General features: G+C 72.3%; 17 protein-coding genes. 10 read left to right on the top strand and 7 right to left on the bottom strand.

Annotation, left to right across the window (positions count from 1 at the left end; translation table 11 throughout):
• Positions 1-10 precede the first annotated feature (10 nt).
• Complete coding sequence (locus ACIQU4_RS01530; protein ID WP_403724410.1) at positions 11-1,213, bottom strand: acetyl-CoA C-acetyltransferase; 1,203 nt, start codon at positions 1,211-1,213, stop codon at positions 11-13.
• 136 nt (positions 1,214-1,349) lie between these two features.
• Here ACIQU4_RS01530 and mce point away from each other — a divergent pair, with 136 nt between their 5' ends.
• From mce to ACIQU4_RS01565, 7 genes are all read left to right on the top strand, one after another.
• On the top strand, positions 1,350-1,778 hold the full coding sequence (gene mce / locus ACIQU4_RS01535) for a methylmalonyl-CoA epimerase (protein WP_048476381.1): 429 nt from the start codon (positions 1,350-1,352) through the stop codon (positions 1,776-1,778).
• 192 nt (positions 1,779-1,970) lie between these two features.
• On the top strand, positions 1,971-6,506 hold the full coding sequence (gene scy, locus ACIQU4_RS01540; protein WP_403724414.1) for a polarized growth protein Scy: 4,536 nt from the start codon (positions 1,971-1,973) through the stop codon (positions 6,504-6,506).
• Between the two features lie 193 nt (positions 6,507-6,699).
• Positions 6,700-7,638: a cellulose-binding protein gene (locus ACIQU4_RS01545; RefSeq protein WP_266997073.1), complete on the top strand. Its 939-nt coding sequence runs from the start codon at positions 6,700-6,702 to the stop codon at positions 7,636-7,638.
• Positions 7,639-7,787: 149 nt separating this feature from the next.
• Complete coding sequence (locus ACIQU4_RS01550; RefSeq protein ID WP_403725913.1) at positions 7,788-8,789, top strand: ABC transporter ATP-binding protein; 1,002 nt, start codon at positions 7,788-7,790, stop codon at positions 8,787-8,789.
• A 2-nt stretch (positions 8,790-8,791) separates the two neighbouring features.
• Entirely contained in the window at positions 8,792-9,571 is a 780-nt protein-coding gene (locus ACIQU4_RS01555) for an ABC transporter permease subunit (protein ID WP_403725915.1), read from the top strand.
• Positions 9,572-9,759: 188 nt separating this feature from the next.
• Positions 9,760-10,899: an ABC transporter ATP-binding protein gene (locus ACIQU4_RS01560; RefSeq protein ID WP_403724417.1), complete on the top strand. Its 1,140-nt coding sequence runs from the start codon at positions 9,760-9,762 to the stop codon at positions 10,897-10,899.
• Positions 10,896-11,750, top strand: a complete 855-nt coding sequence (locus ACIQU4_RS01565; protein ID WP_403724420.1) for an ABC transporter permease — start codon at positions 10,896-10,898, stop codon at positions 11,748-11,750. Before ACIQU4_RS01560 ends, ACIQU4_RS01565 begins: the two co-directional genes overlap by 4 nt.
• 15 nt (positions 11,751-11,765) lie before the next feature.
• On the opposite strand, the gene ACIQU4_RS01570 is transcribed toward ACIQU4_RS01565, so the two are convergent.
• Positions 11,766-12,092: an ATP/GTP-binding protein gene (locus tag ACIQU4_RS01570; protein WP_403724423.1), complete on the bottom strand. Its 327-nt coding sequence runs from the start codon at positions 12,090-12,092 to the stop codon at positions 11,766-11,768.
• Positions 12,093-12,333: 241 nt separating this feature from the next.
• On the opposite strand from ACIQU4_RS01570, the gene ACIQU4_RS01575 reads away from it, so the two are divergent.
• Positions 12,334-13,353, top strand: a complete 1,020-nt coding sequence (locus tag ACIQU4_RS01575) for an LLM class flavin-dependent oxidoreductase (RefSeq protein ID WP_403724426.1) — start codon at positions 12,334-12,336, stop codon at positions 13,351-13,353.
• A 139-nt stretch (positions 13,354-13,492) separates the two neighbouring features.
• Here ACIQU4_RS01575 and ACIQU4_RS01580 read toward each other — a convergent pair whose 3' ends face one another.
• The gene (locus tag ACIQU4_RS01580; RefSeq protein ID WP_403724429.1) at positions 13,493-13,885 is read right to left on the bottom strand and encodes an SCO5389 family protein; all 393 of its coding nucleotides are present in this window, start codon (positions 13,883-13,885) and stop codon (positions 13,493-13,495) included.
• Positions 13,886-14,105: 220 nt separating this feature from the next.
• Between ACIQU4_RS01580 and nucS the strand changes: the two genes are divergently transcribed.
• Complete coding sequence (nucS, locus tag ACIQU4_RS01585) at positions 14,106-14,777, top strand: endonuclease NucS (protein ID WP_403724431.1); 672 nt, start codon at positions 14,106-14,108, stop codon at positions 14,775-14,777.
• Between the two features lie 51 nt (positions 14,778-14,828).
• Here the strand turns inward: nucS and ACIQU4_RS01590 are convergent, their stop codons facing one another.
• From ACIQU4_RS01590 to ACIQU4_RS01600, 3 genes are all read right to left on the bottom strand, one after another.
• Positions 14,829-17,228: an ATP-binding protein gene (locus ACIQU4_RS01590; RefSeq protein ID WP_403724434.1), complete on the bottom strand. Its 2,400-nt coding sequence runs from the start codon at positions 17,226-17,228 to the stop codon at positions 14,829-14,831.
• Between the two features lie 191 nt (positions 17,229-17,419).
• Positions 17,420-17,743 carry an STAS domain-containing protein gene (locus ACIQU4_RS01595; protein ID WP_133896866.1) on the bottom strand — a complete coding sequence of 108 codons (324 nt, stop codon included), beginning with the start codon at positions 17,741-17,743 and terminating at the stop codon, positions 17,420-17,422.
• 172 nt (positions 17,744-17,915) lie between these two features.
• A complete protein-coding gene (locus ACIQU4_RS01600; protein ID WP_403724437.1) occupies positions 17,916-18,764 on the bottom strand; it encodes a 3-hydroxyacyl-CoA dehydrogenase family protein in 849 nt (282 codons plus the stop codon).
• A gap of 234 nt (positions 18,765-18,998) precedes the next feature.
• On the opposite strand from ACIQU4_RS01600, the gene ACIQU4_RS01605 reads away from it, so the two are divergent.
• Complete coding sequence (locus ACIQU4_RS01605; protein WP_403724440.1) at positions 18,999-19,571, top strand: cob(I)yrinic acid a,c-diamide adenosyltransferase; 573 nt, start codon at positions 18,999-19,001, stop codon at positions 19,569-19,571.
• Here the strand turns inward: ACIQU4_RS01605 and ACIQU4_RS01610 are convergent.
• Positions 19,568-20,137, bottom strand: a complete 570-nt coding sequence (locus ACIQU4_RS01610; protein WP_403724443.1) for a hypothetical protein — start codon at positions 20,135-20,137, stop codon at positions 19,568-19,570. The genes ACIQU4_RS01605 and ACIQU4_RS01610 overlap by 4 nt on opposite strands.
• Between the last annotated feature and the right edge of the window lie 137 nt (positions 20,138-20,274).

The raw sequence follows: 20,274 nt of genomic DNA on the forward strand, positions 1-20,274 counted from the left end.
AGGGGAAGGGCTACTTCTTCGGGACCCGGACGATCAGGGCGTCGCCCTGGCCGCCGCCGCCGCACAGCGCGGCCGCGCCGGTCCCGCCGCCCCGGCGCGCCAGCTCCAGGGCCAGGTGCAGCACCACGCGGGCGCCGGACATGCCGATCGGGTGGCCCAGGGCAATGGCGCCACCGTTGACGTTCACCCTTTCCGGGGTCACGCCGAGGTCCTTCATTGACTGCACGGCGACCGCCGCGAAGGCCTCGTTGATCTCGATGAGGTCCAGGTCGGAGACCTGCAGGCCCTCCTTCTTGAGGGCGTGCAGGATCGCGTTCGACGGCTGCGACTGCAGCGAGTTGTCGGGACCGGCCACGTTTCCGTGGGCGCCGATCTCGGCGATCCACTCCAGACCCAGCTCCTCGGCCTTCGCCTTGCTCATCACGACGACGGCGGCGGCGCCGTCGGAGATCTGCGAGGAGGTGCCGGCCGTGATCGTGCCGTCCTTCGCGAAGGCCGGGCGCAGCTTGCCGAGGGATTCGGCCGTGGTCTCCGGGCGGATGCCCTCGTCCTGGGAGAAGACGACCGGCTCTCCCTTGCGCTGCGGGATCTCGACCGGGGTGATCTCGGCCTCGAAGACGCCGTTCTTCTGCGCGGCGGCGGCCCGCTGGTGCGAGGCTGCGGCGAACTCGTCCTGCGGAGCGCGCTCGATGCCCAGGCGGGTGTTGTGCTTCTCGGTGGACTCGCCCATCGCGATGTGCTCGAAGGCGTCGGTGAGGCCGTCGTAGGCCATCGCGTCCAGCATCTCGATCGCGCCGTACTTGAAGCCCTCTCGAGACTTCGGCAGCAGGTGCGGGGCGTTGGTCATGGACTCCTGGCCGCCCGCGACCACGATGTCGAACTCGCCCGCACGGATGAGCTGGTCGGCCAGAGCGATCGCGTCGAGGCCGGAGAGGCACACCTTGTTGATCGTGAGCGCCGGGACGTTCATGGGGATGCCGCCCTTGACCGCTGCCTGGCGGGCGGGGATCTGCCCCGCGCCGGCCTGCAGCACCTGGCCCATGATCACGTATTGCACCTGGTCACCGGCGATGCCGGCCCGCTCCAGCGCGGACTTGATGGCGAACCCGCCGAGGTCGGCGCCCGAGAAGGACTTCAGCGAGCCGAGCAGCCGCCCCATGGGGGTGCGGGCCCCGGCGACGATCACTGACGTGGTGTTGTTCGTTCCGGACATGGAGCACAGCCCCTTGAAGATGAGGGTGAACGAGGGTTTACATGAATGTACTGAGCGGTACCCGCGCCGTCACCGGGCAGTCGGTGTGATCGCTGGCACGTTGCGTGACGGCCCTCCGCAGCGGTGCACTGGTCCCATGCTGACAAGAATCGACCACATCGGGATCGCCTGCTTCGACCTGGACAAGACTGTCGAGTTCTACCGTGCCACGTACGGCTTCGAGGTGTTCCACACCGAGGTCAACGAGGAGCAGGGCGTCCGCGAGGCCATGCTCAAGATCAACGAGACCTCCGACGGCGGCGCCTCCTACCTCCAGCTCCTCGAACCCACCCGCGAGGACTCCGCGGTGGGCAAGTGGCTGGCCAAGAACGGCGAGGGCGTGCACCACATCGCCTTCGGCACCGAGGACGTCCTGGGCGACTCCGAGGCCATCCGCGGCAAGGGCGTCCGGGTCCTCTACGACCAGCCCCGCACGGGCTCGATGGGCTCCTCGATCACCTTCCTGCACCCCAAGGACTGCCACGGAGTCCTCACCGAACTGGTCACCTCGAACCCCGACCACTGACGGACCACTGATGGCCCGATTCCCCGGCCGGTAGAGTGGCCATGGCTCGGCCGGGGTTCGGTGCGGAGACGGGGTCGGGGCCCGAACCCCTGCCCCGGTATCTGACACCATTCCCCCGGGGGCGTCGTTCAGCGGGCGAGCGATGCTCAATTGGGAGAGAGCTTGCGACCAGGGGACGGATGGGACCGCGCTGTGCGGGGCTACGAAAGCCAGGAGAGCCATCAGGCTGAAGCCGACCATCTCTCGCGCTTCGAAGCCGAGATGGAGCGGCTGAAGAAGGAGCGCGGGAAGGCCGTCCAGCACGCCGAAGACCTCGGTTATCAGGTCGAGGTGCTGCGCGCCAAGCTCCACGAGGTACGCCGCAATCTGGCGTCCCGCCCCGCCTACGACAGTGCGGACATGGGCTACCAGGCGGAGCAGCTGCTCCGCAACGCCCAGATCCAGGCCGACCAGATGCGCTCGGACGCCGAGCGCGAACTGCGCGACGCCCGGGCGCAGACCCAGCGCATCCTCCAGGAGCACGCCGAGCACCAGGCGCGCCTGCAGGCCGAGCTCCACGCCGAGGCCGTCAACCGCCGCCAGCGCCTGGACCAGGAGCTCAACGAGCGCCGCCAGACCGTCGAGGCGCACGTCAACGAGAACGTGGCCTGGGCCGAGCAGCTGCGCGCCCGTACGGAGTCCCAGGCCCGCCGGCTCATGGACGAGTCCCGCGCCGAGGCCGAGCAGTCCCTGAACGCCGCCCGCGCCGAGGCCGCCCGCGTCACCGAGGAGACCCGCCGCCGGCTGGCCGCCGACGCCGAGGCCGCCCGTACGGAGACCGAGGCGACCCTGCTGCGTGCGCGCAAGGAGGCCGAGCGGCTGCTGACCGCCGCCTCCGGGCAGGCCCAGGAGGCCACCGAGCACGCGGAGCGGCTGCGCAGCAGCACCACCGCCGAGGCCGAGCAGACCCGCCAGCAGACCCTCGACCTCGGCCGGGTGGCCGAGCAGCGGGTCCAGGAGGCCGACGGCGCCCTGCGCACCGCGCGCGCCGAGGCCGAGAAGCTCCTCGCGGACGCCAAGGAGAGCTCCGCCCGCCAGCTCGCCTCGGCGGAGTCGGTGAACGAGCAGCGCACCCGCACGGCCAAGGAGCAGGTGGCCCGGCTGGTCGGCGAGGCCACCAAGGAGGCCGAGGTCCTCAGGACCGAGGCCGAGCAGACCCTCGCCGACGCCCGCGCCGGAGTCGAGCGACTGCGCGCGGAGGCCGCGGAGCAGGCCCGCGCGGCGGCGGCCGAGGACACGGCCGCCCAGCTGGCGAAGGCGGCCCGCACCGCCGAGGACGTACTGAACAGGGCCTCGGAGGACGCACGGGCCACCACCCGCGCCGCCTCCGAGGAGGCCGAGCGGATCCGCCGCGAGGCCGAGTCCGAGGCGGAGCGGCTGCGCGCCCAGGCGGCGACCACGGCCGCCGAGCTCAAGGGCGCGGCGAAGGACGACACCGAGGAGTACCGGGCCCGGACCGTCGAACTCCAGGAGGAGGCCCGGCGGCTGCGCGGCGAGGCCGAGCAGCTGCGCGCGGAGGCCGTCGCCGAGGGCGAGCGGATCCGCGGCGAGGCGCGCCGCGAGGCCGTCCAGCAGATCGAGGAGGCGGCCCGGACCGCCGAGGAGCTGCTGGGCAAGGCCAAGTCGGACGCGGACGAGCTGCGCGGCGGAGCGAGCGCCGAGAGCGAGCGGGTCCGCGCCGAAGCCGTCGAGCGGGCCACCACGCTGCGCAAGCAGGCCGAGGAGACGCTGGAGCGGACCCGCGCCGAGGCGGAGCGGCTGCGCGGCGAGGCCGAGGAGCAGGCGGAGTCCGTACGGGCCGAGGCAGACACGGCGGCCCGGGCGCGGCGCGAGGAGACCGAGCAGGCCCTCGCGGCGAAGCGGGCGGAGGCCGAGGAGGAACTCGTACGCCTGCAGGCGGAGGCCGAGAGCCGGCTGGGCACGGCCGAGCAGACGCTGCGCGACGCCCACGGGGCGGCGGAGAACATCCGCCGGGAGACCGCCGAGGAGGCCGACCGGCTGCGCGCCGAGTCGGCGGAGCGGATCCGCAGCCTCCAGGCGCAGTCGGAGGCGGAGGCCGACCAGCTGCGCACGGACGCGGCGGAGGACGCCGGGCGCACCCGTGCGGAGGCCGAGCAGGTCGCCGTACGGCTGCGCAGCGAGGCGGAGTCCGAGGCGGAGCGGGTGCGCTCGGAGGCGCAGGAGACCGCGGACCGGCTGCGCGCGGAGGCGAAGGCCGCCGCCGAGCGGGTCGCCGCGGAGGCCGCCGAGGCGCTGGCCGCCGCGCAGGAGGAGGCCGCCCGGCGCCGCCGGGAGGCCGAGGGGACCCTCGCGTCGGCCCGTACGGACGCGGACAGCGAGCGGGCGCAGGCCCGCGAGCAGAGCGAGGAGCTGCTGGCCTCGGCCCGCAAGCGCTCCGAGGAGGCGCAGGCCGAGGCGGCCCGCCTGACCGAGGAGGCGGAGCGGCGCGCCGCGGAGCTGGTGTCGGCGGCGGAGGCCACCGCCCAGCAGGTGCGGGACTCCGTGGCCGGTCTGCGCGAGGAGGCCGAGGAGGAGATCACCGGGCTGCGCAGCGCCGCCGAGCACGCGGCGGAGCGTACGAAGACGGAGGCCGAGGAGGAGGCCGCGCGGGTTCGCGCGGACGCATACGACGAGCGCGAGCGGGCCACCGAGGACGCCAACCGGATCCGTACCGAGGCGCGGGCGGAGACGGACGCGGCGAAGGCGCTGGCCGAGCGTACGGTCGGCGACGCGATCGCCGAGGCGGAGCAGCTGCGCGGCGACACCGCCGAGTACGCGCAGCGGGTGCGTACGGAGGCGACGGACGCGCTGGCCGCGGCCGAGCGCGACGCGGCCCGTACCCGGGCCGATGCCCGGGACGACGCGAACCGGATCCGCGGCGAGGCTGCGGAGGCCCTGGAGGCCTCGCGTGCCGAGGGCGGCCGGATCGTCGCGGAGGCGACGGCGGAGGCCAAGCGGCTGACCAACGAGACCGAGGCGGCGAACGCCGTGACGGTCGGCGAGGCCGCGGCGGAGGCCGAACGGCTCACCACCGAGGCGGCCCTGGCCGCCGACGCCACCCGCACCGAGGCGGCGGGCACCCTGGACGAGGCCCGTTCCGAGGCCAACCGGCTGCGTACGGAGGCCGCCGAGCAGGCGGACCGGCTCATCAACGAGGCCGCGTCCGAGGCCGACAAGCTCACCTCGGAGACGCGCGCCGCGAACGAGGCCACGGTCGGGGAGGCGACGGCGAAGGCCGAGCGGCTCACCCGGCAGGCGTCCGACATGCTGGCCGCGGCCGAGCGGGACGCGGCGCGGGTCCTGGTCGACGCCCGCAACGAGGGCGACCGGCTGGTCGACGAGACGCGTGCGGCCAACGAGGCCACGGTCGGCGAGGCCGCGGCCGAGGCCGAGCGGCTGCGCGCCGAGGCGGCGCGGACCCTGGACGACGCCCGCGCGGAGGGCGGCCGGATCATCGGCGAGGCCACCGCGGAGGCCGACCGGGTCACGGTCGCGGCGAACGAGACCCTGGCGAGCGCCGAGCGGGAGTCGGAGCAGACGCTCGACGACGCGCGCGCGGAGGCGGGCCGGCTGCGCGGCGAGGCCGCCGAGCAGGCGGACCGGCTCATCACGGAGGCGGCGTCCGAGGCGGACAAGCTCACCGAGCAGACCCGCAGGGACAACGAGCGCACGGTCGGCGAGGCGCAGGCCGAGGCCGAGCGTCTGCGTGCGGAGGCCTCGGAGGCCCTGGCCTCGGCGCAGGAGCACGCGACCCGTACCCGGTCGGAGGCCGAGCGCGTCAAGGCCGAGGCGGCGGCGGAGGCGGAGCGCACGCGTACGGAGGCCCGCGCGGAGTCCGAGCGGCTGCTGGACGAGGCCCGCGAAGCCGCCAACAAGCGGCGCAGCGAGGCCGCGGAGCAGGTCGACCGGCTCATCACCGAGGCGGCGTCCGAGGCGGACAACCTCACCAGCGACGCGCAGGCGCAGGCCCTGGCCGCGACGACGGCGGCCGAGGAGCAGGCCGACGCGATGGTCGACGCGGCCCGCAAGGAGGCCGCGCGGATCTCGTCCGAGGCGACGGTCGAGGGCAACTCCCTGGTGGAGAAGGCCCGTACGGACGCGGACGAGCTGCTGGTCGGCGCCCGTAGGGACGCGGCCGCCATAAGGGGGCGGGCGGAGGAGCTGCGTTCCCGCGTCGAGGGTGAGGTCGAGGAGCTGCACGAGCGGGCCCGCCGGGAGTCCGCCGAGCAGATGAAGTCGGCCGGCGAGCGCGTGGACAAGCTGGTGCGGGCGGCGACCGAGCAGAGCGTCGAGGCCGAGGCGAAGGCCAAGGCGCTGGTGTCGGACGCGAGCAGCGAGGCGAGCAAGGTCCGGATCGCGGCGGTGCGCAAGGCGGAGGCGCTGCTCAAGGAGGCCGAGCAGAAGAAGGCCGAGCTGACGCGGGTGGCCGAGAAGGCCCTCGCGGAGGCGCAGGCGGAGGCGGAGCGGCTGGTCGACGAGGGGCGCCGTGAGCTGGAGGTCCTGGTGCGCAGGCGCGAGGACATTCAGGCGGAGATCTCCCGTGTCCAGGACGTTCTTGAGGCGTTGGAATCATTCGAGGCGCCTTCGGGCGGCGGAAAGCCGGCGGTCGGCGGTCAGGGCGCGGGGGGCGTGAAGGCCGGAGCCGCAGCCGGTTCCACTCGTTCGGGTGGCAAGGCGTCGGAGGGCTAGCAATCGATCAGGATGTGTGTTCCTGATGAAGGTTCAGGCGAACGGGTGACAATCATTCTGCCGCCTTGCCACTCAAAAGGGGTGTCATTGTCCAGATCAAACGTGGATTGACTCGATGACACGCCGCTCGGGCGCCTAGGATTCCCCTAACACCTCACGTAGCACCTCATCGGTCTCATTCGACAGGAACCCCATGAGCGACACTTCCTCCCCCTTCGGCTTCGAGCTCGTGCGGCGTGGTTACGACCGCGGTCAGGTGGACGACCGCATTACCAAGCTGGTCTCCGACCGCGACAGCGCCCTTGGACGTATCAACTCTCTGGAAAAGCGGATCGAGGAGCTGCACCTCGAGACGCAGAACGCCCAGGCCCAGGTGAGCGACGCCGAGCCGTCGTACGCCGGCCTCGGCGCCCGGGTCGAGAAGATCCTGCGCCTGGCCGAGGAGGAGGCGAAGGACCTGCGCGAGGAGGCCCGTCGCGCGGCCGAGCAGCACCGGGAGCTCGCCGAGTCGGCTGCCCAGCAGGTGCGCAACGACGCCGAGTCGTTCGCCGCCGACCGCAAGTCGAAGGCGGAGGACGAGGGCGTCCGCATCGTCGAGAAGGCCAAGGGCGACGCCTCCACCCTGCGCACCGAGGCCCAGAAGGACGCCGCCTCCAAGCGCGAGGAGGCCGACGCCCTGTTCGAGGAGACCCGCGCCAAGGCCGCCCAGGCCGCCGCGGACTTCGAGACCAACCTGGCCAAGCGCCGCGAGCAGTCCGAGCGCGACCTGGCCTCGCGTCAGGCCAAGGCCGAGAAGCGCCTCGCGGAGATCGAGCACCGCGCCGAGCAGCTGCGCCTGGAGGCCGAGAAGCTCCGTACGGACGCCGAGCGCCGCGCCCGCCAGACCGTCGAGACCGCGCAGCGCCAGGCCGAGGACATCGTCGCCGACGCCAACGCGAAGGCGGACCGTATCCGCAGCGAGTCCGAGCGCGAGCTGGCGGCGCTCACCAACCGCCGCGACTCGATCAACGCCCAGCTCACCAACGTCCGCGAGATGCTGGCGACGCTGACCGGTGCGGCCGTCGCGGCCGCCAACCCGATCGTCGACGACGAGCCGGTCACCCGCGGCGTTCCGGCGCAGCAGAGCCGCTAGTACGCGCGCTGGTACGTACGGCAGTTCACCGGCGGTCGACCGGTCGGACGGCCACCGTCTACCGGCTCGTGGACGAACGTCCTGCCCGAGGGCCCTGTGTCACCTGTTTGAGGTGGCGTGGGGCCCTCGGGCGTTCTAGCGTGAGCGGCATGATCGAGCTTGAGGGCCTTACGAAACGATTCGGCGCGAAGACCGCCGTGGACCACCTCAGCTTCCAGGTCAGACCGGGGGTGGTGACCGGCTTCCTCGGCCCCAACGGGGCCGGGAAGTCCACGACCATGCGCATGATGCTCGACCTCGACAACCCGACCAGCGGTACGGTCCGGATCGACGGGAAGCACTACCGGGACCTGCCGGAGCCGCTGAAGCACATCGGGGCACTGCTGGACGCGAAAGCCATGAACGGCGGCCGCACCGCTTACAACAACCTTCTCTGCCTTGCCCAGTCGAACCGCATCCCGGAGCGCCGGGTCGCGGAGGTACTGGATCTTGTCGGGCTGACGCCGGTGGCGAAGAAGAAGTCGAAAGGATTTTCGCTGGGCATGGGCCAGCGGCTGGGAATCGCCTCCGCCCTGCTGGGCGACCCGGAGATCCTCATGTTCGACGAGCCGGTCAATGGTCTGGACCCGGAGGGAATTCTCTGGATCAGAAATCTTATGAAGGGGTTGGCGTCCGAGGGGCGGACGATCTTCGTCTCGTCCCATCTGATGAGCGAAATGGCGCTGACCGCGGACCATTTGATCGTCATCGGCCAGGGAAAGCTTCTGGCCGACATGTCGATGGCTGATTTCATTCACGAGAACTCGCGCAGCTACGTCCGGCTGCGTTCGCCGCAGCAGGAGCGGCTCAAGGACGTCCTGCACGAAGCCGGGATCGACGCCATCAGCGTCCCGGCCACCGGCGTGCTGGAGATCGACGGGGTGACCCCGGAGCGGCTCGGCGAACTGGCCGCCCAGCACCAGATCGTGCTGCACGAACTCAGCCCGCAACGGGCTTCACTGGAGGAAGCGTTCATGCGCATGACGGCGGACTCCGTCGAGTACCACGCCCACGCACCGGGAGAGCCGGGGCTGCCTCCGGGGCCCGGCCCCGCCGTCGACGCCCCCGCGTGGGGCGCCGGGTACGAGGCGACGCGCAAGGGCGGGCAGTGACCATGTCCTCCTTCCCCGCCGTCCTCCGGTCCGAGTGGACCAAGATCCGCACCGTTGCCTCCACCACCTGGACCCTGGTCGCAGCGCTGGTGGTCACCGTCGGCGTGAGCGCCGGCCTATGCGCCGTCTTCAACGCCACCTTCAACGACATGCCGCAGGAGCAGCAGGTCACCTTCGACCCGACCCTGGCCAGCTTCGCGGGCATGACCCTCGGCCAGCTCGCCATGATCGTCTTCGGTGTGCTGGTGGTCGGCACCGAATACAGCTCGGGCATGATCCGCACCTCGCTGGCCGCCGTGCCGCGCCGGGCGAACTTCCTGGCCGGCAAGCTCATCGTGGCCACCGGCCTCGCACTGGTCGTGGGCCTCGTCACCAGCTTCCTGTCCTTCTTCCTGGGACAGGCCATCCTGGGCGACCGCAGCATCGGCATCGACGCGCCGAACGTGCTGCGCGCCGTGATCGGCGCGGGCCTCTACATGGCCATGATCGCCCTGTTCTCGATGGGCGTGGCGACGATCCTGCGCAGCTCGATGCTGTCGCTCGGCATCCTGATGCCGTTCTTCTTCCTGGTCTCGACGATCCTCGGGGCGGTCAGCGCCACCCGCAAGGTCGCCCAGTACTTCCCTGACCAGGCCGGTTCCAAGATCATGCAGGTGGTCCCGGGCGCGATGGACAGCGGCGAGGCCCCCTACGGACCGTGGGGCGGCTTCGGAATCATGGCCCTGTGGGTGCTGGCCGCCGTACTCGGGGGCTACCTGGTGCTGAAGAAGCGCGACGCCTGATCCCTACGGGCGAGCGGCGTCCGTCCCGCGACGGACGCCGCAGGTACTACGGGTCATCCCCGGGTCGGAGTCAGGGACAGCTCAGGGATCCGGCCCGGGGTGGAACCGTAGGCGACTCGATATCCTCTTAACCCTTACGCGGACGAAAGCCGTCCGGTCCTGGCAAGGGGCAGAGCAGAGGCAGAGCAATGATCGAGGCTGTCGGCCTGACCAAGCGCTACGGCGCCAAGACCGCCGTCGACCAGCTGTCCTTCCAGGTCAGGCCGGGTCACGTGACGGGATTCCTGGGGCCGAACGGCTCCGGGAAGTCCACCACCATGCGCATGATCCTCGGCCTGGACCGGCCCACGTCGGGCAGCGTGACGATCAACGGCCTGCCCTTCCGGCAGCTGCCGAACGCCCAGCGGCACGTCGGGGCCCTGCTCGACGCCAAGGCCGTGCACGGCGGCCGCCGGGCCCGCAGGCACCTGCTCTGCCTCGCCCAGCTCTCCGGCATCCCCGAGAAGCGCGTGGACGAGGTACTGGCCGTCGTCGGCCTCCAGGACGTCTCCCGGCAGCGTACGAAGGGCTTCTCCCTCGGCATGGGCCAGCGGCTCGGCATCGCCGCCGCGCTCCTCGGCGACCCCCAGGTGCTGCTGTTCGACGAGCCGGTCAACGGGCTCGACCCCGAGGGCATCCTCTGGGTCCGCACCCTCATGCGCCGGCTCGCCGCCGAGGGCCGCACGGTGTTCGTCTCCTCACACCTGATGAGCGAGATGGCGCTGACCGCCGACCACCTCATCGTGATCGGCCGCGGGCGGCTGCTGGCCGACATGGGCACCCAGGAATTCATCGCGCACAACTCGGCCGGATTCGCGCGGGTGCGCGCGGCCGACAATGATCACGGTGGCCGGGATGCACTGGGTGAAGCCCTGACCAAGGCCGGCGGCCAGGTGCTCCAGGAGCCCGACGGGGCACTGCGCGTGACGAGCCTGGAGCTGCCGCGGATCTCCGACCTCGCCCACGAGGCGGGCGTACGGCTGTGGGAGCTGTCCCCGCACCGGGCCTCGCTGGAGGAGGCCTACATGCGGATGACCCAGGCCGACGTGGAGTACACCTCCACCGAGGACCCGCGCGCCGAGCTGTGGGAGCCGGAGCCGCTCACCGTCCCCGCCTGGGAGGACGAGCTCCGGGCGCCGGAGGTGCCGCGGGGCGCCTTCTTCGCTCCCCCGCCGCCGGGGACGGGCGGGCAGCCCTTCCTGATGCCCGCCGACCCCGGCCAGCTCGCCGGGACCGCCCAGAGCAACCCCCAGCACACCCCCAAGGACACCCGCGAGGACACCCGATGACCGGCCGCCCCACGACGCCCGCGAGCCCCACGAGCACCGCGGACCGGCCGAAGAGCTACAGCTCGCCGCTGGAGACGCCCCGGCCGCACCTCGGGCACGCCGTGGCCTCCGAGTGGACGAAGCTGATCTCGGTGCGCTCGACCGTGTGGACGCTCGGCTCGCTGGTGCTGCTCGTCGTCGGCATCGGGCTGCTCGCCGTCTCCGAGACGCGCTCCAGCGACTACCAGCAGGTGCCGCTCACCGCGCCCGCGCTGTTCGGGCTGCTGGTGGGCCAGATCCCCGTGATGGTGCTCGGCGTCCTGACGATCACCTCCGAGTACGGCACCGGGATGATCCGTACGACCCTGACCGCCGCCCCCGACCGGGCGCGGGTGCTGACCGCGAAGTACCTGGTGTTCGCCACCGTCGCCTTCCTCACCATTTTCGGTTCGGTGGCGGTCGTGGGACTGGCCTCCGCGATCCTGCGGGGCGGCTCGGCCGCCGGGCCGCACGGCGCCTCCGAGTGGGCCCACGCGCTGGCCGGCTGCCTCTACGTCACCCTGCTCGGGGTCCTGGGCCTCGCGGTCGGGGCGATGCTGCGGCACTCCGCCGGGGCGATCGCCGTGATGCTGGGGCTGGTCACGCTGCCGCCGGTGATAGGCGCGATGCTCAGCATGTGGGAGACCTTGGCCCCGATCGGCAGCACCGTGCTCCGCTACAACGCCCCGGTCGCCCTCATGAGGCTGTTCGGCCTGCCGAACGCCGACACCGGGAACTCGCCCGGCAGCGCGGCGCAGGTGCTGCTGCTCGTGCTGGTGACGGGAGCCGCGGTGGCGGGCTCGTATGCGGTGGTCGGCCGCCGCGACGTCTGATCCCGTACGCGGGAGTCAGTACTTGGGAGCGTTCCTGGACCGCTGCACCCGCGAGGCGCGGCGGTCCTTCGCGTTCCAGCACGCCTTGTGCCAGTGCCGGCGGTCGTCCACGCCGCCGTACTCCGGCCAGGCCACCAGATGCGGGGTGCCCGAGGGGATCTCCTGGTCGCAGCCCGGGCAGCGGTAGCGCTTGCCCGCCGCGCTCGCGCCCGCGACGTGCCGGACCTTCCACTCCTCGCCCTGGTACTCCTCCGTGCGCTCCAGCCCGAAGCGGTCGAGGCCGGTGTGGGGGCGTTCTTCCGGAGTCTCGCCGCCCCTGGGGCGGTTGTGGCGCGGTGACACGTATACCTCACGTATGGGCGAACGGAAGTGACTTTCTCCCAGACTACGCGCAGCGAGGCCGGGTACCCGCAGGGTGGCTGACAGAGGTCGGCCGACGGCGAGGCGCTCGCAGTCGGCCGACCCGACTATCCCAATAACTTTCGTGTCAGGCCGTGCCTTTGGCACGTGTCAGACGTTGTTGCCATCAGATGAACCGGTCCACCTGGGGGAGGCCGCGTCAGCCACGAGGAGGGTAAAGGCGATGCGCGTAGGAGCGTTCGTACTGGCGGCCCAGTTCCCGGGCCAGGGGCAGGGGGAGGCGCTGCACCGGGCGGTGCGGACCGCCGAGGTGGCCGAGGAGGCGGGGCTCGACTCGGTGTGGCTCGCCGAGCACCACTTCGTCCCGTACGGGGTCTGCCCGTCGGCGGTGACCCTGGCGGCGCTCCTGCTGGGGCGGACCCGGCGGCTGCGGGTGGGCACGGCGGTGAGCGTGCTGCCGAACACGCACCCGGTGGCCCTCGGTGAGCAGGCGGCGCTGCTGCACCTGACCTCGGACGGCCGGTTCACGCTGGGGGTGGGCCGGGGCGGGCCCTGGGTGGACCTGGAGGTGTTCGGCGGCGGGCTGGACGCCTACGAGAAGGAGTTCCCGGAGGGCCTGGACCTGCTGCGGCGCTGGCTGGCCGAGCCGCGGGTGGCGGCTGCCGGCGAGCGGTACGGGTTCCGCGAAGTGGCCGTCGTACCGCGTCCGTCGGAGGCGCTGGACGGGGACGGATCAGGGCCGGAAGTGATCGTCGCGTGCACCTCCCCCGCGTCGGTGCGGCTGGCCGCGGAGCGGGGGCTGCCGATGCTGCTGGGCATGCACTGCGGGGACGAGGACAAGGCGGAGATGGTCGCCCTGTACCGGCGTACGGCCGCGGCGGCGGGCCACGACCCGCACGCCCCGCACGTGTCGGCGGGCGTGTGCCAGCTGGCGGACCGTACGGCGGACGCCCGCGAGGCGCTGCTGAAGGCGATGCCGGGCTGGCTGAAGCAGGGGCTGGACGCGCACCTGACGGTGGACGGCCGGGAGCGCGCGATGCGGGATCCCCTCGCGTACACCGAGCTGCTGTGCGATCTGCACCCCGTGGGCACCCCGCGGCTGGCGGCGAACCGGCTGGCGGCCACCTCGGAGCGGACGGGCATCACGCGGTTCGCGCTGCTGACGGAGGGCTCCGGGGATCTCGCCGCGACGGAGGAGAACGTACGGCGCCTCGGCGCCGAGGTCCTGCCCCGTCTCGGCTGAGGCTGCCGCCCCGGTATCAATGGCACCTCCCCCGATACGGAGCGGCAGCGAAGTACGGTCGTGCGGATCTTGTGCATGTCATTGCACGTCAGGCATGTCATGCGGGTCATGCGGGTCACGGGTCATACCGGTCGTACGGTCAGCAGTCCCGGAGCTCGGGCGACTGGTTGAGCAGCTGGCCGCGGATCGAAGTGAACTTGGCGAGCCGGTCGTCCGACGAGGGATCCAGCGGGAACACGGCCACCCGGTGGCAGTTCTGGAACGCCAGGCGCACCCCGAAGTGCCGCTGCAGCGCACCACGTATCGCGTCACTCGCGAGAGCGCGCAGCAGCTGTCCACGCGCCTGCTCGTCGGGCGGCGGCGTCTGGTTGTCGGCGAACTCTCCGCCGTCCACCTTCAGCTGTGCCACCAGCGAGCTGATCATCTCCCATGCGTAGGGCAGGGAGGTCCGGACGCAGTCGACGAAAGCGGCTTCGTCGACCTCGCCTCGCTCGGCCTGTTCGAGTAGGGCCGGTGAGACGTCGAGCGACATGGGTTCTCCTCTCGCGACCCCGGCCGTTTGGGTTGCCGGAGTCTTACGGGCAGGGAAGGAGGCCGCGACGCAGAGTGCACGCTCCGCCACCTCCCGCTCACCACGGTAGGCGCCCCGTGGGTGGCGCACCAGGAGAATGCGCATACAACGCGCCATCGGCGAACGGGGCTTTCGGGGGCGAATCGCGTGGAGGGCTTCTCGTCGAGTAGCGTTGCCGACCATGCGTCTCGTCATTGCCCGCTGCTCCGTCGACTACGCGGGCCGGCTCACCGCCCATCTGCCCTCGGCACCCCGTCTGATCCTCGTGAAGGCCGACGGCAGTGTCTCGATCCACGCGGACGACCGGGCGTACAAACCGCTCAACTGGATGTCGCCCCCCTGCACCCTCAAGGAGGGGAGCGGGGACGAGGCCGGCGTCTGGACGGTCGTCAACAAGGCGGGCGAGAAGCTCATCATCACCATGGAGGAAGTCCTCCACGACTCCTCCCATGAGCTGGGCATCGACCCGGGTCTGATCAAGGACGGCGTGGAAGCACACCTCCAGGAGCTCCTGGCCGACCGCATCGAAACGCTGGGCGACGGCTACACGCTGATCCGGCGCGAGTACATGACGGCGATCGGGCCGGTGGACATCCTGTGCCGGGACGGCTCCGGCCGCACGGTGGCGGTGGAGATCAAGCGGCGCGGCGAGATCGACGGCGTCGAGCAGCTGACCCGCTACCTGGAACTCCTGAACCGGGACCCGCATCTGGCGCCGGTGCGCGGCATTTTCGCGGCCCAGGAGATCAAGCCCCAGGCCCGCGTTCTGGCCACGGACCGCGGCATGGACTGCGTGGTCCTGGACTACAACGCCCTGCGCGGCATCGAGGACGACAAGCTCCGCCTGTTCTGACGGCGGGCCGGACGGACCCGGGCGGACCCGGGCGGACCCGCCCGGCGCGGCTTACGCCGTCGCCGACGGGCTGGCCGGTGTGGCCGTCGCGGTGGGCGTCGGAGTCGGCGTCGGCGTGGGCTCTGCCGTCGGCGGCGTCGGCGACGGGTCCGGGGACGGGGGCTTCGGTCCGGTCGTGGACGGCTTCTGCGACGGCGGCGGCGAGACCGGCTTGCGCGACGGGGGGCGCGGCGGCTGGTTCGGGTCGGGGGTCAGAGTCGATTCCGGGGATCCCGGATCCGAGGCTTCGGGGGCCGGAGTTCCCGGGTCCGGTGCAGAATCGTTCCCGCTCGTGCCCGACACACCCGGCACCGTTGCCCGGGGCTTCGGCGTCGACGACACCGCCGGGCCGTCCCCGCCCGCAGGGGTCCGGGGGTCGCCGTCCGAGCCCGTCATCGCCAGGGCCATCACCGTGCCCAGTGCCACGACCGTCAGCGCTCCCGCCGCGGCCAGCAGCACCGGCTTGCGGCGCGACTGCTTGCGCGGCGCCGGCGCGGGCACGGGCGCCATCGTCGGGGCCGGCTTCGGGGTGAGGGGGAAGGCCTCCTCGAACACCTCCGTGAGGGTCGTCGGGGCCTCCGAGCGGCCGATCACCGGCACGACCGGTGCCACTGCGGCCACCGCTGCCGCCGCTGCCACCTGTGGCGCTGTGGGCGCGGTCACCGGCAGCGCCGCCGTCACCGCCTCCGCAGCCCCTGGAGCCCCCGCAGTCCCAGCAGGCGTCGGCGCCTCCAGCCGCAGCGGCGGCGACACCTCCACCCCCGCCTTCTCGCGGTCGGCCACCAGCGCGAGCGCCCGCCGCCCCGCCACCGTGCCCCGCTTGTCGGCGAGCGCGCCCTTCAGGCCTATGGAGGCCTCCAGTTCGGCCCGCGCCCGGTCCAGGCGCCCCTCGCACAGCGCGAGTACGCCGAGCTCGTGGTGGAAGTACGCCTGTTCCGCGACCTCTCCCGCCTTCCGCGCCGCCTCGGCCCCCGAGCGCAGCACCCGCTCCCACGCCTCCCAGTGCCGCGAGGCCGCGAAGGCCGGGGCCGCGGTCCGGGCCAGCAGTACGGCGGCCACCACGTCCGCGCCGGCCAGCGCCGCCAGCACCGCGTCGGCCTCCGCCGCCACCCGCTCCGGGGTCACCGAGGCGTGTCCGGTCCACCAGGCGTAGTGGCGGGCGGCCGTACGGGCCTCCTCCGCCGCGGTGTCCCCGTACCCGGCCTCCTCCAGCTGCCGTGCGACCCCGGCGGCCGGCCGGTAGCGGGTGCCGACCGGGGTGAGCAGTCCGCAGCCCAGCAGTTCCGCGACCGCCACGTCCGCGTGGGTGTCCCCCACGAGCGCCGGCAGGTGGGCGTGGTGCGGGAGCTCCCCGCCCAGCGCGCACGCGATCCGCAGCGCCGCCCGCGCCGACTCGCTGACCCGGGAGGCCAGGAGCTCGGCGGGGGCCGCGCCCTCGGCCAGCGTCGGCAGCGCCACGAACGCGGCGTCGCGCGGCCGCTCCTCGAAGACTCCGGGCTCCTCGTCCTCGTCCCCGGCCGAGGAAAGGTTTCGCTCGTCGCGCTGGCGCAGCAGCGCCGCCGCCTGGACGAAGCGCAGCGGCAGTCCTTCCGACGCGAACCGCAGGTCGCCCGCCCAGGCGGTCTCCTCCTCGGTCAGCGCCCGGCCTATGCCCGCTTCCAGCAGCTGCACGCAGTGGGCCCGGCCGAGCCCGCCGAGGAAGACCTCCTCCAGGTGCGAGTCGTCGGAGGGGGCGCGGGTGTCGGGGGTGGCGGCCAGCAGGTAGGCGCACTCGGGGGTGGCGCGCAGCAGCTCGTCGAGGGGGGCGCCGCCCATCTCCAGGTCGTCGAGGAGCACGATGGCGCCGATGTCCCGTACGCGGGCGAGGAGTTGGGTCCGCTCGGGCCGCTCCCGCGAGGCCTCGTACACGGCGTCGTACAGCGCGTGCAGCAGCTCGCCGGGCTGCTGGTGCCCGTACCCGCTGAGCCGTACGACGCCGTCGGGGGCCAGGCGCGCGCAGTCGGCGGCGACCGCGTCGAGCAGGGCGCTGCGGCCGGAGCCTGCGGGTCCGGTCAGCCGTACGGAGCGGCCGCGGCCCAGCAGCCGTACGAGGCGCTCGCGCTCCTCCTCGCGGGCGAGGAGCGGCGGTGCCGGGGCGGCGGGGCCGGGCAGGAGCGGCGGCCGCGAGGCGGCGTCCCGGGCGGCGCGGTCGGCGGCGTCGCGCTTGGCGGGGGCGCTGCCGCCGGTGCCGGGCCGGCGCGGTTCTATCTCGCTGCCGTCGACGGGGTTCACGGTGAGCGTGAAGTCCCCGGCGGTGAGGGTGACGACGCGCGCGACGGCGGGGCCGGCGGCAGCCGTCACCGCGGGCGCGGGCGCCGCGGGTGCCGTCGCGGGCTGCTCCACCGGTTCGGGCTGCCCCTGTGTGCGGTCCATGACCTAGTCCCCCGATCGCGCCCTGCGCCGTAGCCGTCGTGTCGTACCGTCCGGCCTTCGCACATTCCGCTGTCGCTACGGGTCCGGTTTCCGCCCGAACCCTAGACGGTGCCCGGTCGTGCACGGAACCGCAGGGGTGCCATCACCACCGGACCGTTACGTTTCCGCAGGAAGGGTGGACGGTGGCCGCGTCAGACCCTCGGGAGGGATTCCGCTTCCAGCCCGCCCTCGATCGCGAGGATGCGGTGCAGCCGGGTGGCGACGAGGAGGCGCTGCATCTGCGGCGGCACCCCGCGCAGGACGAGGCGGCGGCCGGTCCGGCCGGCCCGCCGGTGGGCTCCCATGATCACGCCGAGCCCGGTCGCGTCCCAGGAGTCGAGACCGGTGAGGTCCAGCACGAGGTCGCCGTGGCCGTCGTCGAGGGCGGCGTGGAGGGCCGTACGGGCGTCCGCCGCGCTGCGCACGTCGAGGCGGCCCCCGACAGCGAGTTCGGCGTGGTCGCCCCTGATGTGCATATGTGCTCCCGGCAGTCCTGGGTACGGGTACGTAGGGATCCGACTGGTCCGCGGTCGGCAACTCTCACTGCATCTGACTGCCGTTCGGGCAGCGAGGTTGCCGACTGTGAGCGAACCGATACCTAATTCACCCGTGTGGGTGCGGATATTCGAACTGGCGCTCAGTGTCGCTTCAGTGCTTGTAGAAGCCCTGACCGCTCTTGCGGCCGATGTCGCCGGCGTCCACCATGCGGCGCATGAGCTCCGGCGGAGCGAACTTCTCGTCCTGGGATTCGGTGTAGATGTTGCTGGTGGCGTGCAGCAGGATGTCGACGCCGGTGAGGTCGGCGGTGGCGAGCGGCCCCATGGCGTGGCCGAATCCCAGCTTGCAGGCGATGTCGATGTCCTCGGCGGAGGCCACGCCCGATTCGTACAGCTTCGCGGCTTCGACGACCAGGGCGGAGATCAGACGGGTCGTCACGAAGCCGGCGACGTCGCGGTTGACGACGATGCAGGTCTTGCCGACGGACTCGGCGAACGCGCGGGTGGTCGCGAGGGTCTCGTCGCTCGTCTTGTAGCCGCGGACGAGCTCGCAGAGCTGCATCATCGGGACGGGCGAGAAGAAGTGCGCGCCGACGACGCGCTCCGGACGCTCCGTCACGGCCGCGATCTTGGTGATCGGGATGGCGGAGGTGTTGGACGCGAGGATCGCGTCGTCGCGTACGAGCTTGTCGAGCGCGCGGAAGATCTCGTGCTTGACCTCGAGCTTCTCGAAGACGGCCTCGACGACGATGTCGGCGTCGGCGACCGCGTCGAGGTCGGTGGTGGTCTTGATGCGGGCGAGCGCGGCCTCGGCGTCCCCGGCCGTCATCTTGCCCTTCGAGACGAACTTGTCGTACGAGGCCTTGATGCCGTCCGTGCCGCGGGTCAGCGCGGCGTCGGTGACATCACGCAGTACGACGTCCCACCCCGCCTGAGCGGAGACCTGAGCGATTCCGGAACCCATCAGTCCGGCACCGATGACGGCGAGCTTCCCAGCCACTGCACACCCCACGTTCTTCCATACGGCCCAGTCTCGTAGCCTCTCCGGCGGAGACTAGCGCCAGCGGGGGTTCGTGTGACCGCGAAGTAACACGCGTCACGTCTCAACTGACGGACATCACACCGATCCGGCCCAGCATCCCCCCGCCCGCAGCCAGTTCACCCGGAGACGGCCGAGCGGCACCGCCGAGAGGTCCGCGTGCGGGATTCCGGCACGGCTCACTAGGCTGGCCGCATGGTGAACCTCACGCGCATCTACACCCGCACCGGCGACAAGGGCACGACCGCTCTCGGCGACATGAGCCGGACGGCCAAGACCGACCTGCGGATCTCCGCCTACGCCGACGCCAACGAGGCCAACGCGGCCATCGGCACGGCGATCGCCCTCGGCGGGCTGCCGGAGGATGTCGTGAAGGTCCTGGTACGGGTACAGAACGACCTGTTCGACGTCGGCGCCGACCTCTGCACGCCGGTCGTCGAGAACCCCGAGTACCCGCCGCTGCGCGTCGAGCAGTTCTACGTCGACAAGCTCGAAGCCGACTGCGACACCTTCAACGAGCAGCTGGCGAAGCTGCGCAGCTTCATCCTCCCCGGCGGCGCCCCCGGCGCGGCCCTGCTGCACCAGGCCTGCACCGTGGTCCGCCGCGCCGAGCGCTCCACCTGGGCGGCCCTGGAGGTGCACGGCGAGGTGATGAACCCGCTGACCGCGACCTACCTCAACCGCCTCTCCGACCTCCTCTTCATTCTGGCCCGTACGGCCAACAAGGAGGTCGGCGACGTCCTCTGGGTGCCCGGCGGCGAGCGCTAGCGCTCGGCCGCGGCCCGTTCCTCCTGCGGCCGGTCCGCAGGGGGCTTGCGCGGCCAGAACGTGTACGTGGCGGCGATCACGGCCTGGATGGCGAGCACGCGCAGGGCGACGTACTGCCAGCTCTGCAGGCTGCCGGTGTCGGCCGCGTCGCCCACGTACCAGATCGCGCCCTGGAGCAGCCCGAGCGCGACGGCCGCCCCGAGCAGCGTGCGGATCCACAGCTTCCACTCGTGGACCGCCCTGGCCCTGCCGTACTTCGGGCCGGGCGGCTTCGGGCCCCCGGCGAGGCGGTACGCCGCGTGCCGGTCGAGCCACTTCACCGTGTAGTGGCCGTAGCCGACGGTGTAGCCGATGTAGAGCGCGGCCAGGCCGTGCCTCCAGCTCGGCTCGCCGCCGTTCTTGAGGTCCACGGCGGTGGCCACCAGCAGGACCAGCTCCAGCAGCGGCTCGCACAGCAGGACCGCCGCCCCCAGCGTCGGCATCTTCGCGAGGTAGCGCAGCGCCAGTCCCCCGGCCAGCAGCACCCAGAAGCCGACCTCGCAGGCGATGATCAGTACGACGAGCACCGGATTCTCCCTTCCGTTGCCGCTTCGACAACCAGTGGATCCAGCCTCCCGCCCGATCCGTCCCGCTTCGTCGTCGCCGGTGACGAACCGCGACTGCATCCTTCGGTGTAGCGCCGCTTCGCCCGGCCTCCGCCCCG

It is taken from the genome of Streptomyces sp. NPDC090741 (genome assembly GCF_044769045.1).
Classification (GTDB): domain Bacteria; phylum Actinomycetota; class Actinomycetes; order Streptomycetales; family Streptomycetaceae; genus Streptomyces.